General features: G+C 57.2%; 19 protein-coding genes and 1 riboswitch. All 19 genes read left to right on the top strand.

Annotation, left to right across the window (positions count from 1 at the left end; genetic code table 11):
* Positions 1–111: 111 nt before the first annotated feature.
* A complete protein-coding gene (locus tag ACFFSY_RS05095) occupies positions 112–294 on the top strand; it encodes a Spo0E family sporulation regulatory protein-aspartic acid phosphatase (protein ID WP_377490852.1) in 183 nt (60 codons plus the stop codon).
* A 36-nt stretch (positions 295–330) separates the two neighbouring features.
* A complete protein-coding gene (locus ACFFSY_RS05090; RefSeq protein WP_377490849.1) occupies positions 331–1,662 on the top strand; it encodes a pyrimidine-nucleoside phosphorylase in 1,332 nt (443 codons plus the stop codon).
* Positions 1,663–2,416: 754 nt separating this feature from the next.
* Entirely contained in the window at positions 2,417–3,619 is a 1,203-nt protein-coding gene (locus ACFFSY_RS05085) for a D-alanyl-D-alanine carboxypeptidase family protein (RefSeq protein WP_377490846.1), read from the top strand.
* 223 nt (positions 3,620–3,842) lie between these two features.
* On the top strand, positions 3,843–4,196 hold the full coding sequence (gene spoIIAA, locus ACFFSY_RS05080) for an anti-sigma F factor antagonist (RefSeq protein ID WP_148928315.1): 354 nt from the start codon (positions 3,843–3,845) through the stop codon (positions 4,194–4,196).
* The gene (spoIIAB, locus tag ACFFSY_RS05075; RefSeq protein WP_377490843.1) at positions 4,193–4,639 is read left to right on the top strand and encodes an anti-sigma F factor; all 447 of its coding nucleotides are present in this window, start codon (positions 4,193–4,195) and stop codon (positions 4,637–4,639) included. Before spoIIAA ends, spoIIAB begins: the two co-directional genes overlap by 4 nt.
* A 20-nt stretch (positions 4,640–4,659) precedes the next feature.
* Entirely contained in the window at positions 4,660–5,415 is a 756-nt protein-coding gene (sigF, locus tag ACFFSY_RS05070) for an RNA polymerase sporulation sigma factor SigF (protein ID WP_377490840.1), read from the top strand.
* Between the two features lie 153 nt (positions 5,416–5,568).
* Positions 5,569–6,252, top strand: a complete 684-nt coding sequence (locus ACFFSY_RS05065; protein WP_377490837.1) for a stage V sporulation protein AA — start codon at positions 5,569–5,571, stop codon at positions 6,250–6,252.
* On the top strand, positions 6,245–6,685 hold the full coding sequence (locus tag ACFFSY_RS05060) for a stage V sporulation protein AB (RefSeq protein WP_377490834.1): 441 nt from the start codon (positions 6,245–6,247) through the stop codon (positions 6,683–6,685). Before ACFFSY_RS05065 ends, ACFFSY_RS05060 begins: the two co-directional genes overlap by 8 nt.
* Before the next feature lie 31 nt (positions 6,686–6,716).
* Positions 6,717–8,435 (top strand): spore germination protein, encoded by a 1,719-nt coding sequence (locus ACFFSY_RS05055; RefSeq protein ID WP_377490831.1) that lies wholly within the window; start codon positions 6,717–6,719, stop codon positions 8,433–8,435.
* 137 nt (positions 8,436–8,572) lie between these two features.
* A complete protein-coding gene (lysA, locus tag ACFFSY_RS05050) occupies positions 8,573–9,904 on the top strand; it encodes a diaminopimelate decarboxylase (protein WP_377490828.1) in 1,332 nt (443 codons plus the stop codon).
* Positions 9,905–10,027: 123 nt separating this feature from the next.
* The gene (locus ACFFSY_RS05045; protein WP_377490825.1) at positions 10,028–10,459 is read left to right on the top strand and encodes a peptidylprolyl isomerase; all 432 of its coding nucleotides are present in this window, start codon (positions 10,028–10,030) and stop codon (positions 10,457–10,459) included.
* Positions 10,460–10,625: 166 nt separating this feature from the next.
* The gene (locus tag ACFFSY_RS05040; protein WP_377490822.1) at positions 10,626–10,970 is read left to right on the top strand and encodes a hypothetical protein; all 345 of its coding nucleotides are present in this window, start codon (positions 10,626–10,628) and stop codon (positions 10,968–10,970) included.
* Positions 10,971–11,142: 172 nt separating this feature from the next.
* A riboswitch (FMN riboswitch) is annotated at positions 11,143–11,351 on the top strand.
* 176 nt (positions 11,352–11,527) lie between these two features.
* The gene (gene ribD / locus ACFFSY_RS05035; RefSeq protein WP_377491586.1) at positions 11,528–12,601 is read left to right on the top strand and encodes a bifunctional diaminohydroxyphosphoribosylaminopyrimidine deaminase/5-amino-6-(5-phosphoribosylamino)uracil reductase RibD; all 1,074 of its coding nucleotides are present in this window, start codon (positions 11,528–11,530) and stop codon (positions 12,599–12,601) included.
* 45 nt (positions 12,602–12,646) lie between these two features.
* Positions 12,647–13,324, top strand: a complete 678-nt coding sequence (gene ribE / locus ACFFSY_RS05030; protein ID WP_377490819.1) for a riboflavin synthase — start codon at positions 12,647–12,649, stop codon at positions 13,322–13,324.
* Between the two features lie 16 nt (positions 13,325–13,340).
* Positions 13,341–14,558, top strand: coding sequence for a bifunctional 3,4-dihydroxy-2-butanone-4-phosphate synthase/GTP cyclohydrolase II (locus ACFFSY_RS05025; RefSeq protein WP_377490816.1), 1,218 nt, complete (start codon positions 13,341–13,343; stop codon positions 14,556–14,558).
* Positions 14,559–14,597: 39 nt separating this feature from the next.
* Complete coding sequence (ribH, locus tag ACFFSY_RS05020) at positions 14,598–15,068, top strand: 6,7-dimethyl-8-ribityllumazine synthase (protein ID WP_377490813.1); 471 nt, start codon at positions 14,598–14,600, stop codon at positions 15,066–15,068.
* A gap of 44 nt (positions 15,069–15,112) precedes the next feature.
* Complete coding sequence (locus ACFFSY_RS05015) at positions 15,113–15,895, top strand: segregation and condensation protein A (protein ID WP_377490810.1); 783 nt, start codon at positions 15,113–15,115, stop codon at positions 15,893–15,895.
* Positions 15,864–16,484: an SMC-Scp complex subunit ScpB gene (gene scpB / locus ACFFSY_RS05010; RefSeq protein WP_377490807.1), complete on the top strand. Its 621-nt coding sequence runs from the start codon at positions 15,864–15,866 to the stop codon at positions 16,482–16,484. The genes ACFFSY_RS05015 and scpB overlap by 32 nt, the downstream gene beginning before the upstream one ends.
* A gap of 96 nt (positions 16,485–16,580) precedes the next feature.
* Positions 16,581–17,276, top strand: a complete 696-nt coding sequence (locus tag ACFFSY_RS05005; protein WP_377490804.1) for a DUF2953 domain-containing protein — start codon at positions 16,581–16,583, stop codon at positions 17,274–17,276.
* Positions 17,277–17,323: the final 47 nt, after the last annotated feature.

Genomic DNA, 17,323 nt, shown 5'->3' with positions numbered 1-17,323 from the left:
GTCATAAAATTGTAATAATGCGCTCGACCGAATATGACATTTTTTGTGCGATCGTCGTCGTATAATCTCCTTCATACAATATTTATATATGGATAAAAGTGGGGATTACATATGGACAAAGAACACGGTCGTTTAGAACGAATGCGCGGCGAGCTGGTCGAGGCCGCGGCGCGCAAGAAGACATTTCTTCACCGTGATGTGCTGCTGCTAAGCCAGTCGCTGGATTTGCTTATTGTGAAGGCGCAGGCTGAGAAGATCAGACGGTTGAAGGGCACCAATGCCACAGGCGGCTGATTCGGCTTGCAGCGTATTTTAGAGGAGGCATCTTAGATGCGGGCAGTAGATCTCATACATAAGAAACGGGAGGGCGTAGAGCTGACGGCTTCCGAGCTCGCCTTCCTGATCGAAGGATACAGCAAGGGAGATATTCCCGATTACCAAATGTCGGCGTTCGCCATGGCGGTATTGTTCCGCGGCATGACGGCGCGCGAGACTGCGGAGCTGACGCTCGCGATGGCGCGTTCCGGCGATCAGATCGATCTGTCCCCGATCCGCGGGGTTAAAGCGGACAAGCATAGCACGGGCGGCGTGGGCGACAAGACGACGCTGATCATCGGCCCGCTCGTCGCTTCGTGCGGGGTGCCGGTGGCGAAGATGTCCGGCCGCGGCCTCGGCCATACGGGCGGCACGATCGACAAGCTCGAGTCTATCGCTGGCTTCCGCACGGAGCTGACGCGCGAGCAGTTCTTCGCTCAGGTGAATGAGATCGGCCTGGCCGTAATCGGCCAGAGCGGGAACATTACGCCGGCCGACAAGAAATTGTACGCCCTGCGTGACGTGACCGCGACGGTCGAATCGATCCCGCTCATCGCAAGCTCGGTCATGAGTAAGAAAATCGCAGCTGGCGCGGACGCAATCGTGCTGGACGTGAAGACCGGCAGCGGCGCGTTCATGAAATCGGTCGATGCGGCGGAAGAGCTGGCTAAGGCAATGGTCGAAATCGGCACCGAAGTCGGCCGTCAGACGTCCGCGCTCATTAGCGACATGGACCAGCCGCTCGGCTTCGCGATCGGCAACGCGCTTGAAGTTCGTGAAGCGCTCGATACCCTTCGCGGCAGCGGTCCAGCCGACCTGACGGAACTGTGTATCGCGCTCAGCGCGCATATGGTCGTTCACGGCGGCGTTGCGGCGACGCACGAGGAAGCCGAGGCGATGCTGCGCGAACGGTTAGCTTCCGGCGCGGCCTTGGCCAAGTTCCGTGAGTTTGTCGCGGCGCAGGGCGGCGACCCGGCGGTCGCCGACGAGCCGACCCGACTGCCCCAGGCGGAATTCGTCATTGAAGTCCAAGCACCGACTAGCGGCTACGTGCAGCGCATCGATGCCGAAGAGCTAGGCCTTGCGGCTATGCTGCTTGGCGCGGGCAGAGCGACGAAGGAAGCGGTCATCGACCACGCGGTCGGCGTCGTGCTCCAGCGCAAAGTCGGCGAGCAGGTGCAGGCCTGCGATACGATCGCGCTGCTGCATGCCAGCCGCAACGACGAGTCGGTTGCGGAAGTAACTCGCAAAATTATCGACGCCTACACGATTGGCGCAGATCAGCCAAGTGTCTCGCCATTGCTGCTTTCCGTCGTCACGGCGGATGGCGTCAAGCGATTCGTTTAATCGAGTAGCTCGGTTTCTTAAGCCCGGAACAGGCGAACCCTGTTCCGGGCTTTTTTAGCATGTCCGCAGGAGCAAACGGAAGCGGAGGGCCGGCTTGGAATTGCAAGGGGAGGAACCTCCTACAAAAGCGTGGCTGGCTCATACCATACTGCCGACCGCTAACAATCGAGGCATAAGGAAAGGGGGGTGTCCAGAGGCGAGGCTTTCTTGAAGAAAGCTAGCCTTGGAAGCATATGCTTCGCCCTTTGGAGTCCCCTCGGCCGAGGGCAATGCGGTTAGGTTAAGGAAATACGTCCGGGTGAAGCCAACCGTGGCCTATAGTTGACAGGTTTATGTCTTAGGACAGACTTGAAAACCGACTGAAGCTTTGTCCGCGAGGACAAAAGCGTGCCAGCTCGAAGCAACCCGCCGACCGCGAACAACGAGCCAGCACGAAATGGGGAGTCCAGAGGGCGAAGTCTGAGCGTTTTCCAACGGAAAGCGCACTTCGGAAGCATATGCTTGGTTCCCCTCAGCGGAGGGGGAAGGGGGAGGTAGCAACAAAAGCGGGGTCATAGGGGCGGAGCCCTCCTTAACCTGACAGCATTACGGAGAGAGGAGCGGAAGGGGGAGCAAAACAATCGCATGAAGGGATTGCTTCCATTGGAATAAATTAACGCTTATCGGTCCACACTAAGGATGAGATTTTAGGAGTGCTTTTGGCAATCGCTCGCGCTTGCGGCAGAGGCCAACATTTCAGGAGGGGACCGATAGAATGAGAAGCAATCGAACGAAACTTGTGCTCGCGCTCTGCACCGCTTTGCTGCTGGCGCTTGCGCCAGCTTCCGCTTGGGCGCAGGAACCGGCGGCCAAGCAAGCGCCTGCCGGTCAGCAGGCGCCAGCCGCGCAGGCGAACCTGGCTCCATCGGCGCGTTCCGCGATCTTGATGGATGCCGATAGCGGCACGATTATTTTCGAGAAGAACAGCCACGACAAGCTGCCCCCGGCCAGCATCACGAAGGTCATGACGATGCTGCTGATTATGGAGGCGCTGGACGAAGGCGTCGTCAAGCTGACCGATAAAGTATCGACAAGCGAATATGCCGCGTCGATGGGCGGCTCGCAGATCTTCTTGGAACCGGGCGAGGAAATGACGGTCGAAGAGATGCTCAAGGGAATCGCGATGGCATCGGGCAACGACGCTTCCGTCGCGATGGCCGAGAAAATCGCCGGCACCGAGGCCGAATTCGTCAACATGATGAACAAGCGCGCCGAGGAGCTGGGCCTCAAGAATACCCATTTCTCGAACGTGAATGGCTTGCCGGTCGACAACCATTACACCTCGGCGCATGATATCGCGGTCATGTCGCGCGAGCTGCTGAAGCATCCGGAAATTACGAAATACACGGGCTTGTATCAGGACTACCTGCGCAAATCAAGCGACAAGCCGTTCTGGCTCGTGAACACGAACAAGCTCGTTCGTTTCTACAGCGGGGCGGACGGCCTTAAGACGGGCTTTACGAGCGAGGCGAAGTTCTGTTTGACCGCCACGGCCAAACGGGACAATCTGCGCGTCATCGCGGTCGTCATGGGCGAGCCGAACACGAAGACCCGCAATGCGGAAGTGTCGCAAATGCTCGATTATTCGTTCGCCCAGTACATGAATCACACGATTTTCAAGAAAGACGATGTGATGGGTACGATCAAAATCGAGAAGGGCAGCGTGCCGGAACTCACGCTGACGGCGAAGCATTCCTACAGCGTCCTGCTGAAGAAAGGCAGCTCGGTCAAGGACATTCGCTATGAATTGCAAATGCCGAAGCTGATGGCGCCGATCAAAGTGAACGAGCCCATTGGCAAGCTGATCGTCTATCAAGGCGACCAAGTACTGACCGAATTCAACGTCGATTCGCCGGCCACAGTCGAGCGCGCCGGCTGGTGGAAGCTGTTCAAGCGGTCGGTCGGCAGCCTCTTTTAGCAAAAGCTGGCGCGGTAGCTTTGTTCCAAAAGCTGCGCGGCACGCAGGTTTTTGTCGTCTTCTATCGCCCTGCTTCTAGTTTTGTCGGGAGGCAGGAAATGCCAATCCGCATGTGGAAATGCTATTCCAAGCCAAAACCGAAGCGTTCGCTTTCGCGTTCGACGCGAGAGCGGAGCTGCAACGAGGCCTACTTCGAAGATTTTCGTTGAGGAGTGAACAGGCGATGAGTTTGCAGGTTGAACTGGAGCATTACCGCGATGTGCTGATCGTCCGGCTGAAAGGCGAGCTAGACCATCATACGGCCGACATTGTGCGGTTCAAGATGGAAGAGGCGATATTACGCGGCAACAGCGCGCACGTCATCCTAAGTTTGAAGGATCTCCTCTTTATGGACAGTTCCGGTCTCGGCGTTATTTTGGGGCGGTATAAGCAGCTGAAGGCACGAGATGGCAAAATGGTCGTATGCGACGTGAATCCCGGCGTGTATCGGCTGTTCGAGCTCTCCGGCCTGTTCAAAATACTGCCGATTCACGAGAACGAGCGCTCTGCGCTCACAAGTCTGGAGGTCGTTTCATGAGCGCATCGAACGAAATGAGGCTCGCGTTCTCCGCGCGTTCGGAAAACGAGGCGTTCGCACGCATTACGGTAGCCGCCTTCGTGTCTCAGTTGGATCCGACGATGGAGGAGCTGAACGACTTGAAGACAGTCGTGTCGGAGGCGGTCACCAACGCCATTATTCATGGCTACGACAGCGATCCGTCCGGCATGGTGACGATCGAGGCCACGATCGTCGGAGATACAGTGTCGCTTGTTATCAAGGATAGCGGAAGCGGCATCGAGGATTTGGAAATGGCGCGCCAGCCGCTCTTCACGTCCAAGCCGGAGCTGGAACGTTCCGGCATGGGCTTTACGATCATGGAAAATTTTATGGATGGCTTCGAAGTGATCAGCGAACCGGGCAAAGGGACATCTATTGCAATGACGAAGCGCATCGAATCGAAAAAAGCGCTGTTTAATTAGGCGCGTAGGGGTTGGACCTCATGGAAGTCGATTTGAAACAAACGGCGCAGCCATTTTTGGACGATTCGGAAGTCAAACGGCTCATTGCGCTCAGTCAATCCGGTGACTCGATCGCGCGCGATACGCTCGTGCAGTGCAACATCCGCCTGGTCTGGTCGGTCGTGCAGCGCTTTATCGGCCGCGGCTACGAACCGGAGGATTTGTTCCAGATCGGATGCATCGGCCTGCTGAAGTCGGTCGACAAGTTCGACCTCTCGTACGAAGTCAAGTTTTCGACGTACGCGGTTCCCATGATCATCGGGGAAATCCAGCGGTTCCTGCGCGACGACGGAACGCTCAAGGTCAGCCGGTCGCTTAAGGAAACGGCGAATAAAGTACGCAAGACGAAGGATGAGCTGTCCAAAGTGTTGGGCCGGCTGCCGACAATCAAGGAGGTTGCCGAACGGCTTGGCATCAGTCCCGAGGACGTCGTCTTCGCGCAGGAGGCGAACAAACCGCCAACCTCGATTCACGAGACGGTGTTCGAGAACGACGGGGACCCGATTACGCTCATGGACCAGATCGCCGACGACTCCCAAGAACGTTGGTTCGACAAGCTGGCGCTATCGGAAGCGATCGGCGGCCTGACCGAGCGGGAACGCTTGATCGTCTTCCTCCGGTATTACCGGGACCAGACCCAGTCGGAAGTCGCTTCGAGACTAGGGATTTCGCAAGTGCAAGTTTCGCGTTTGGAGAAAAAAATTTTACAGTCTATCCGGGACCAAATCGCTCAATAAGAGCGGCTTGGTCTTTTTGCTTGTTTTGGGAGTACGTCGGCGGCCGTTTTCTCATACTAACGAAAGAGGCTGCGGCGAATGCGAATGAAACGCGCTGCACCGCAAAACATGGCGAAGCCGTTTCTACTTTGAAATGGCAGGGAGGGAAGCGCGATGGGAACGGAAGCGCGGTCGGTCCTCTACTTGCGCTTGCGCAGAAGGATCGGAATCAAGCCCGGAGGAATCGTGACGCTCGGATTAGCCGCCAGGCTGTTCGCGGCGGACCCCGAACTGGAGCAGCGGCTGCGGGCGCTCGAGCTTCATCGTCACCACGTGAAGGACGGCAATCGCGTCGTCATCGACCTGCTTCAGATCGTCAAGACGATCCAGGAGACGTGTCCGCAGCTGGAGATCGAGACGTTCGGCGATCCGCAGGTACTGGTCATCGTGAGAGATAAGGTGCCTAAACCGCGCAGGTTCATGCTCATCGTCGCATGGCTGCTGCTGTTCTTCGGGTCGGGCCTGGCGATCATGAATTTCCATACGGACGTCAGCATGAAAGAAGTGCACACGCGGATCGCGGAGCTCGTGACGGGCAAGAAATCGGACCATCCGCTATGGCTGCAAATTCCATATTCGCTTGGGATCGGCATCGGCATGGTGCTCTTCTTCAACCATCTGTTCCGCAAACGGTTCAATGAAGAGCCGAACCCGCTGGAGGTGGAACTCTACTTGTACGAAGAGAACGTCAACAATTACGTCATTGCCGATGAAATGCGAAGAAAAAATAAGAGCCGGCAGGCGCTCGAGGCAGAAGGGGATACGAGTTTGAACCGAGGCGGCGAGGGCGATGGCTAGTGCTGCGGGGAATCTATTCGTCGCGCTGCTTGGCTTGGCCGGAGGACTTGCTGTCGGCAGCGGACTCGTCTCGCTGCTGATCGTGCTCGATCTGATCCCCCGCCTAGCCCAGGTGGCGAGCGCGTATCGCAAATCGTTCTGGTTCGAGACGGCTGTTCTGTCGGGCGCTATGTATTGGTCGGTTACGGACATGATGGATTGGAAACTTCGGATTCCGGTTCCGGATGTCGTTATGCTCGTTCCTGTCGGGCTGTTGTCGGGCATTTTCGTCGGCATGCTGGCCGCGGCGTTAACGGAAGTGATGAACGTATTGCCCATCCTGGCTAGACGGCTGCACCTGCATGATCATATGGTTTCGCTCGTCATGGCGATGGTGCTCGGGAAGATAATCGGCTCCTTGTTTGATTGGCTCGTATTTCAACGGCTGAATTGATAATTTCAAAGCGAGGGAGAAGTGACGGAAGATGACGGATTTCGATCAGGATCAGCAATCACGGGAGGGCGGACGTCGGACGATCCATCCGATTTGGCTGGATGACGCGGAACTGGCGGACGAGCACGGCGAAGACGAGGAGCCGGTCCGTCATGACTACCATTTGTCCACGTTCGGCACGGCGCTCACCGGTCGGCGGAAACGGGCGGACCGCAAGGAGCAAAAGCCTGAACCTGTTCCGATCCCTGAACATATCGATGATTATATCGACCTGCTCGAGCAGGAGGTCGGCTATAAGAAGAGCTTTGACGTCGTCGTTCGGGAGATGACGTTTGGGGAGCGGAAAACAGCGCTTTTTTTCATGAATGGGTTCGGCAAGGATACGATTCTGCAGGACGTGCTCAAACGATTGAGTTATTTGCACCCGGACGACTTATCGACAGGGGCGCTTCATTCTTTCTTTGACAACTATGTGCCGGCCGTGCAGGTCGTGAAGGAAGCGGACTGGAACAACATGATGACGAACGTGCTGGCCGGGGCGAGCGCGCTGTATATCGACGGCGAGAGGGAAGTGCTGATCATCGACGCGAAGGCGTTCCCGGCTCGCGGTCCGGAAGAGCCGACGCTAGAGCGTGTGGTGCGCGGCAGCCGGGACGGCTTCGTCGAGACCCTCATGACGAATGTGACGCTCGTGCGGCGCCGTCTGCGCGACAAACATTTGCGCTACGAAATCATGCGCGTCGGCGAACGGACGCAGACAGACGTATGTATCGCATATATTGATGATATCGTCGACAAGGAGCTCGTTGAGTCGATACGCGATAAAATATCCATGCTCAAAATCGACGGGCTGCCGCTGGCCGACAAACAGCTGGAAGAAGCAACGGTCAAACGCGGATGGAGCCCGTTCCCGCTCGTGCGCTATTCGGAACGCCCGGATACGGTGGCATCTCATCTGCTCGAAGGGCATGTTGCCGTATTCGTGGATACGACGCCGAGCGTTATGATTCTGCCGACGACGTTTTTTGACCATATCCAGCATGCGGAGGAGAATAGGCAAGCGCCGTTCATCGGCACCTATTTAAGATGGGTGCGCTTCTTCGGCATCTTCGCCTCGCTGTTCCTGCTGCCCATCTGGTTCCTGTATGCGCTGGAGCCAGCTCTGAAACCGACTGCCCTGGCGTTCCTCGGCGCGCAGAAGGCGGGCAAACTGCCGATGGTCGTGCAGTTTCTCATGGCGGAGCTTGGGGTTGACCTGCTCCGGATGGCTGCCATACACACGCCAACGCCGCTCGCGACCGCGATGTCGCTTATCTCTGCAATCCTGATCGGGGACATCGCCGTAAAGACGGGATTGTTCATCAACGAGGTAATTCTGTATATGGCTGTTGCCGCGATCGGCATGTTCGCGACGCCGAGCTACGAGCTGGGATTGGCCAATCGCATCGTGCGGCTGCTGTTCATCGTCGTCGCCGCCACGCTGCACGTGCCGGGCTTCATGATCGCGGCTGCCGCCATCACAATCATGCTGACGACGGAACGTTCATTCAACCGTCCCTATATGTGGCCGTTCATTCCGTTCGACGCGAAAGGGATGTGGAGCATCATCGTCCGTCCTCCGGTGCTCCAGAACCGCACGCGCCCGAACTTGCTCAAGCCGCAGCAGCGCGACCGGATGCCCGGTGGAACGAGCGGCAGCGGCAATGGAAGCGGAGGCGGGGGAGCCGGGGGCGGAGGCCAGGTGCACTGACGGCTTCGCTACCGCAAATAATGCAAATGAAATGCGGATTTATCCATTTTACCAGGGGACAGGGGTAAGCTATACTTTCGTTAAATGATGCAAACCAACCGTCATGGGGATTTCATGGAGAAGCCGGAGGGGAAACAATGTATTTACACGGAACAAGCGCAATTAACGGCCAAGGGCATTTGGAAATCGGCGGCTGCGACGTCACCGAATTGGCGAAACAATACGGAACCCCGCTATACATCGTGGACGAGACGCTTGTGCGTCAACGCGCACGCGAATACGTCGATGCGTTCAAGGCATCAGGTTTGAAATTCCAGGTGGCATACGCCAGCAAGGCGTTCAGCGTCATGGCCATGTGCGCAATCGCGGAGCAGGAAGGACTGTCGCTGGATGTCGTCTCCGACGGCGAGCTGTACACCGCGCTGAAGGCGGGATTCCCGGCGCAGCGCATCCATTTCCACGGCAACAACAAGACGCCGGACGAGATCAATATGGCGCTGGATGCACAGATCGGCTGTTTCGTCGTTGACAACTTCGATGAGCTTGCCCTCTTGAACGCGCTAGCTGGCGACAAAGGTCTGAAGGTGAATGTTCTGCTTCGCGTGACACCAGGGGTGGAAGCGCACACGCACGAGTATATCTCGACCGGCCAGCAGGATTCCAAGTTCGGTTTCGACGTTGAAAGCGGCGCCGCTTTCCGCGCGGTGCGCGAGGCGAATGGCCTGCCGAATCTGGAGCTGCTCGGCGTTCATTCCCATATCGGATCCCAGATCTTCGAAGTCGACGGCTTCGAGGTGGCCGCGAGCAAAGTGGCGCAGTTCGCGCTGCTCGTGCGCGATGAGCTGAATGTCACGTTCCCGGTTATCAATCTGGGCGGGGGCTTCGGTATCCGGTATGTGGAAGGCGATACGCCGCTGCCGGTTGCGACTTACGTCCAAGCGATCACCAGCGCGATCAAGGACAACTTCGGCGGGGCGAGCTATCCGATTCCGGAAATTTGGGTAGAGCCTGGCCGCAGCATCGTTGGGGACGCTGGTACGACGCTGTATACGATCGGGACAAGCAAAGATATTCCCGGCGTGCGCAAATACATCGCCGTCGACGGCGGCATGACCGACAACCCGCGCCCGGCGCTGTACGAGTCCAAGTACGAGGCTGTCATCGCCAACCGGGCCGGTGAAGTGGCTGATGAGACTGTAACTGTCGCGGGCAAATGCTGCGAGAGCGGCGACAAGCTGATCATCGACTGCCAGCTGGCGAAGCCGCACACGGGCGATCTGCTCGCGGTGCTGTGCACCGGCGCCTATAACTATTCGATGGCGAGCAACTACAATCGGATTCGCCGTCCGAGCGTCGTCTTCGTGAAGGACGGTCATTCGGATCTGGTCGTCAAGCGCGAGTCGCTCGACGACATTGTGGGCAACGATATTTTGCCTGCGCGCATGAAGAAAGTGTCCGCTGTTCAATAATTCACGGGCCGTCCCCCGGTGCTTTCAGCCGCTTCATGCGGCGATCGCCGGGGGACAAGCTTTTTATCGGGGACGCTTTCTGCTATAATGGCAATGTTTATACAACCGAAAGGGTGGATTTCAATGGCAAAACAAGCGAAAATTACGATGGCGGACGGGGCGGAAGTCGTCCTGGATCTGTTCGATCAAGACGCGCCTAATACAGTAGCAAATTTCGAGAAGCTCGCGAATAGCGGCTTCTACAACGGTCTTACGTTCCACCGCGTCATTCCAGGCTTCGTCGCGCAAGGCGGCTGCCCGGACGGCATGGGCACAGGCGGCCCAGGTTACACGATCAACTGCGAAATCAACCCGAACAAGCATGAGCGCGGCACGCTCGCGATGGCGCATGCCGGCCGTAACACAGGCGGCAGCCAGTTCTACATCTGTTACCAGCCTCAGCCTCACCTGGACGGCGGACACACCGTCTTCGGTAAAGTAGCTAAAGGCATGGAGCACGTGGACACGTTCAAAAATGGCGTGAAGATGGAGAAAGTCGAAATCGTGGAAGTATAATCGCAAGCTTTCGTTCGTCCCCCGAAGCGGCACTGGCCGCCTGGGGGATTTTTCTGTTTCGCGGGAAGCTCGTCCGTGTATTAACAACTAACGAATCCCGGTGCAGGTAAGTCAGTGAACGCGCCCGACGCCGGGAATAGCGAATGGTTGAAGGGGGAGCCGCCTCATGGAACGAGAACAGTATTACGTATCCGTCTCTGCGCGCACGATCGGTAAGGAACCGTCGATCGCTGAACAGCTGACGGTCTATGCGAACGAGGAGGAATTGCGCGAGCTGGAGACGCTGCTGGACGTCGAAGACAAGGACGACCAACTGACGCACGTGCGGGCGGTCATTCCGTACAAGTCCGCCGAGCGCGATCCGGCGACGGACCGGTTCAGCGAGCATTTGGAGATGCTCTACGCCTACATCTACAAGATCGGCACGCCGGAGACAAAGGCGCATATTGAGTCGATGGACATTTTGCCGAAGCTGGAGAACCAGAACCACTATCTGCCAGGTTACAAGTGAGCAGACAGAGTTGAATAATCGATGCTCGGGCGCCTGCTGGCAACCGGGCGTTTTTGCTTTTTGGCGGACTTCAGCGGGCTGCCATGCGTAAGCTGATCTGCCTATTGCTGCGGAAATGAAAGCTGGTTGCTTTTTTTCAGGGGGAGTGGTAACATTTTGTCAAAGTATTGCAGCTTACCTTCGGGGCAGGGTGAAATTCCCAACCGGCGGTGATCAAGACGGATTCGGCCACGCATGACGAGTGCGAGCCGAGGTCGATCTTGTCAGTCCGTGACCCGTCCATGCACGGCGCTTCTCGACTTGCGAGAGCGGCGGCGCATGAACGGTGGACCCGGTGAGATTCCGGGACCGACAGTATAGTCTGGATGGGAGAAGGAGGCGGCAGCGTATACCGTTCATGAATATAACCTTTTGACTTGTTCTTTTTTTCACGTTGTCTTGGGTTTTATTTGAGCGCGTCCTTGTGCTGTTTCCTAGTGTATCTCCCATCACCCCGTCGGCTTCATGCGGATAGGGGTGTTTTTATTTTGTCGATCGTGTTAAATGACGCATACTATATGCAGCTCGCTCTGGATATGGCGGCGAAAGCAAGCGGCCAGACCGATATCAACCCGGTCGTTGGCTGCGTTATCGTCAAGGAAGGCCGCATTGTCGGACTTGGCGCCCATCTGAAGCGCGGCGAAGGTCACGCTGAAGTGCATGCGCTGCGGATGGCTGGCGAACAAGCGGAAGGCGCCACCGCTTACGTGACTCTCGAGCCATGCAGTCACCATGGCAAGACGCCTCCATGCTGCGAGCGGCTCATCGAGGCTAAGGTGTCCCGTGTCGTCGTTGCTTGCACGGATCCGAATCCGATGGTGGCCGGCCGCGGCGTGAAGCGTCTGCAGGAGGCGGGGATCGAGGTCGAGGTTGGTCTGCTCGGCGACGCATCGGAGCGGATGAACGAGAAATTCAACAAATTCATTACGACGCGCAAGCCGTTCGTGACGCTCAAGACGGCGATGACGCTCGACGGGAAGATCGCCGCGAAGACCGGAGACAGCCGCTACGTCAGCGGTTCGGCCTCCCGTGAACAGGTACATACGCTCCGGCATCAGCATATGGGCATCATGGTCGGCGTGCAGACTGCGCTGGCCGACGATCCGGAACTGACGACAAGGCTAAGCGTGCCTGCCGTGCATCCGGCCCGTATAATTGTCGATTCGAAGCTTCGGCTGCCCGTGACGTCCCGCTTGTTTCACAACAAAGAAGTGCCCGTTATCATCGTGACCGTTGAAGGTGCCGACGAACGGCGCCGTGCTGAGCTGGAAGCGGCTGGAGCGCGAGTTCTGGCGTGCGGCAGCGGCGAGCAGGTTGACTTGGAGCTGGCGATGACCCGATTGGGCGAACTGGAGATCGGGTCGATCTTGCTGGAAGGCGGAGGCAAGCTGAACGGCGCCATGCTGGAGCGAGGCTTGATCGATAAGGTCATGCTGTTCATCGCGCCGAAGATCATCGGCGGCGAACGCGCGCCGGAAGCGTTCTCCTTCGGCGGCTTTGAGCGGATGAGCGAAGCAATCGGCCTGCGCGGCGTGACGATGGAGCAGGTCGGCGACGATTATTGCCTGACCGGTTATCCGGTGTACGCCTGACCGGCAGTTGCTGTCATCGCTGGTGGAAGCGGGAGGAGGAGAAAATTGTTTACGGGATTGATTGAAGAAGTGGGCACGCTGAAGCGGACCTACAAGCAGGGCGAAGCGATGAAGCTTACAATAGAAGCGGCGCGCGTGCTGGGTGACGTGAAGGACGGCGACAGCATCGCTGTGAACGGGGTTTGCTTGACCGTAACGGACTTCGATGCCGCCTCCTTTACGGTGGATGTCATGCCGCAGACTTACCGCCATACGAATTTGAAGGACATGAGGCCAGGCGAGCGGCTCAATCTGGAACGAGCGATGCAGGCGGGCGGCCGCTTCGGGGGCCATATCGTGCAGGGACACGTCGACGGTACGGGTACGATCGTCGCACGCACGCCGGACGCGAATGCCGTCGTGTTCACGATTCAGCCTCATGACACGTCGCTCATGCGGTATGTGATCGGGCAAGGCTCTGTCACGCTAGACGGTATCAGTTTAACGGTTATCGACCGGAGCGATTCCGAATTTTCCGTCTCGATCATTCCGCATACGCTGCGAGAGACCGCGCTTCAGTTGAAGCAGCCTGGCAGCGTGATCAATATCGAAGGCGATGTGCTGGGCAAATACGTTGACCATCTGCTGCGGTATCCGGGCGGCGATGCGTCAAGCGGGGATCAAGGCCGGAAGAAGAGCGGCGGCTTGACGGCGGCTTTTCTCGCCGAGAACGGCTTTTTCTAGGGAGAGTGAACGAAGCATGACAACGGATCAATCGATATTCGACCCGATCGAAGACGCGCTGCGGGATTTGCGCGAAGGCAAGTGCATTATTGTAGTGGACGATGAAGACCGCGAGAACGAAGGCGATCTGATCGCGCTTGCGGATATGGCTTCGCCGGAGGTTATCAACTTCATGATTACCGAGGCGCGCGGACTTGTGTGCGTGCCGATAACGCAAGAACGGGCGGAAGAGTTGGACCTGCCGCCGATGGTTACGCATAATACGGATTACCACGGGACGGCATTCACGGTGTCCGTTGACCATGTGACGACGTCAACGGGCATATCGGCGGGCGAGAGGTCGCAGACTATTCAGGCGCTAATCGACCCGACTGCCAAGCCCTCTGATTTCCGCCGCCCGGGCCATATTTTCCCCCTCATCGCCAGAGCCGGGGGCGTGCTGCGCCGAGCTGGACATACAGAAGCGGCCATCGATCTGGCTCGGATGTGCGGCTCCGCGCCGGCAGGCGTAATTTGCGAAATTATTAAGGAAGACGGGACGATGGCGCGATTGAATGATTTGGTGGAATTCAAGAAGCGCCATGGGCTGAAGCTAATCTCGATCGAGGGCATGATCCAATACCGCAACGCGAAGGAGAAGCTCGTTCACCGCGCCGTGGAGGTCAATCTTCCGACGGATTTCGGCACGTTCCGCACCGTGGCGTATACGAATGACGTCGACAGCAAGGAGCACGTGGCGCTCGTCAAAGGCGACATCACGCCGGAACAGCCGACGCTCGTGCGCGTGCACTCGGAGTGCTTAACTGGCGACTCGTTCCACTCGCACCGCTGCGACTGCGGGCCTCAGCTGGCCGCGGCGCTCCGCCAGATCGAGGAAGCGGGCAGCGGCGTGCTGCTGTACATGCGCCAGGAAGGCCGCGGCATCGGGCTTATCAACAAATTGAAAGCTTATGCGCTGCAGGAGCAGGGATTCGACACGGTTGACGCGAATATTAAATTGGGATTCGCTCCTGATCTGCGCGATTACGGCATCGGCGCGCAAATTTTGAAAGACCTCGGCGTCCGCCAAATGCGATTGCTCACCAACAATCCGCGCAAGATCCGCGGTTTGGAGGGCTACGGGCTCGAAGTGGTCGAGCGCGTGCCGATTCAGACGGAGCTGAAAGCGGACAATACGGACTACTTGCATGCCAAAAAAGAAAAACTCGGTCATTATCTTGAGTTTGAAATTTAAATTCCCCCAACATCGAACCATGAGAGGATGACGGATTTTATGCCGCATGTATACGAAGGACATTTAGTTTCGCAAGGGCTGCGCTACGGGATCGTCGTCGGCCGTTTCAACGAATTCATCGTCAGCAAGCTGCTGAGCGGCGCGCTGGATGCGCTTAAGCGCCATGGTGTAGACGATAGCGAGGTTGAGATTGCTTGGGTGCCAGGCGCGTTCGAAATTCCGCTCATTACGCAGAAGATGGCAGAGAGCGGCAAATACGATGCCGTCATTACGCTCGGCGCGGTCATTCGCGGCTCTACGCCGCATTTCGACTTCGTCTGCAATGAAGCGGCCAAAGGCGTGGCCGCGGTTGGGCTCAAGACCGGCGTGCCGACGATCTTCGGCGTGCTGACGACGGACTCTATCGAGCAGGCGGTCGAACGTGCAGGCACGAAAGCGGGCAATAAAGGCTGGGAGTCTGCGGTCAGCGCCATCGAGATGGCGAATTTGGCCAAGGCACTTAAAGGCTAATCAAGCCCGGGACATAGTATATTCACGCAGGAGGCAGCCGCAACATGTCGGTGACATACAAACTGGAGTCTTTTGAGGGTCCGCTTGACCTGCTTCTTCACTTGATTGACAAGGCGGAGATCGACATTCACGAGGTGTCCATCAGCGAAATCACGGATCAATATATGGACTACCTGAATGCGATGCAGGAGCTGGAGCTCGAGGTAACCAGCGAGTTTCTCGTCATGGCGGCCACGCTGCTGTCGATTAAGAGCAAGCAATTGCTCCCGAAACCTCCGGTCATCGAAGAAGAGTTCGATTACTGGGAGGATCAAGGCGAGCTTGACCCGCGCGACGAGCTGATCGCCAAGCTCGTGGAGTACCGGAAATTCAAGCAGATCGCGGAAGAGTTACGCACGATGGAATTCGCACGAAGCCTCGTCTATACGAAGGAAGCCGAGGATTTGACGCCTTATATGCCAGTCATTCCGGACAACCCTGTCAAGGGACTGCATATCGGCGATTTGATCAAGGCTTTCCAAAAAGCGCTCAAGCGCGAGGCGCGCCGCAACGTGGTCGCGACGGTGCACCGGGACGAGATTTCGGTAAAGGACCGCATTCGCGATATCGTCGAGGTGCTGCGGCAATACGAGACGGTCAGGTTCTCGAAATTGATCAAACAGGAGATGAGCCGCCACGAGATCGTCGTGACGTTCCTCGCCCTGCTTGAGCTGATGAAGATGAAGCATATTCGCTGCTACCAGCATGGGTTGTTTGACGATATCGTAATACATTGGAGAGGGGAAGCGGCAGAAGGTGGATTACTCGAAGTGGAAGACAGTTATTGAAGGCTTGCTGTTCATGGCGGGGGACGAGGGCTTGACCGCCAAGCAGCTGGCCGACATTTTACAAACGGACGCCGCCGTTGCCCACGATATCGCCAAAGAGCTGATGGCCGAATTGAAGAAAAAAAAGCGGGGCATTCAAATGTCGCTCGTCGCCGGTGCATTCCGGCTGACAACAAACCCCGATCACGCGCCGTATTTCGAGCGGATGGCTTATACGCCGACTCGCTCGAGCCTGTCCCAGGCCGCGCTTGAGACGCTGTCCATTGTGGCGTATCGCCAGCCGATTACGCGCATTGACATCGAAGAGATACGCGGTGTGAAAAGCGATCGAGCGATCGCGACGTTGGTGTCCAAAGACCTGATCGAAGAGATTGGGCGCGCCGAGGCCATCGGACGACCGATACTTTACGGCACGACCAAGTCGTTCCTCGATTATTTCAGCCTGCCGAGCCTGGAATCATTGCCCGAGCCAACCTCCGTCGACGATGATTCGTTGGACGAGCAGACGCAGCTGTTGTTCGAGAAACTCGAAGGACGCCAAATGACGCTGGAAGAGCTGCCACCCGCACCTGTCCAATCGAAAGAATAGAACAGCGCTTGAGCTATAAGGACGGCGCGCATGAGATCTGTACGCTTGATCCATACTATATCCAACTATAACAAGGGAGCAGAGGGGGAAACGCCCATGCTTGGTTATCCGTTCGGATGGTGGATCGCGGCAGGTCTTTTTTTGTTGCTAATCGTCGCGGTATTCATGTCCCGAGTCGTCATCCACGGAACGGCCAAACGGATTGGCACTGACGATCACGCCGAGCTGAGGATCCGCGGGTTAATGGGGCTTATTCATTACCATTGGGAGATGCCCGTGATGAAGATGAAAGGGAGCGGCGTCGAGGTGAAGCGGGAGAAGTCGGTACGCAACATAGGTGGCGACAGTGAGCAAACTTCGAAGGATAAGGTGGATGCGCAAAGCGTAATTCGATCGATCGACTGGATGAACATGCTGCTCAAGCAGACCGATTCGCTGCTCGGCTGGCTGAAGACGACGCTGAATCACGTTCATATGACGGAGTGGCGCTGGCGAACGGCGGTCGGCACGGGCGACGCGATGTGGACGGCGATGGCGACGGGCATGGTTTGGACGATCAAAACGACGGCAATCGGTGTTCTATCTCAAATGATTCGGCTGAAAACCGATCCGCAAATCAGCGTGGAGCCGGTATACGCCTCCGCCCATTTTTCGACCGAGTGGCATTTTACCGTGAAGCTGCGTTTCGGCTATATGATCTTCGCAGGCATTTACCTGTTGTTCAAAATGCGCCATATGCGCGGCATCTTCCGCGGTCTGGTCGGTTGGCAGCGAATCCTGCTTCGTGCATGACGTTGGAATGCCCGCATCATAGCGACAATTTAAAGAACCAAGCGAAG

This window comes from Paenibacillus aurantiacus (assembly GCF_042431225.1).
GTDB lineage: Bacteria > Bacillota > Bacilli > Paenibacillales > Paenibacillaceae > Paenibacillus_Z > Paenibacillus_Z aurantiacus.
The sequence above is the reverse complement of the archived record's forward strand: the minus strand, read 5'-3'. Positions and strand labels throughout refer to the sequence as shown.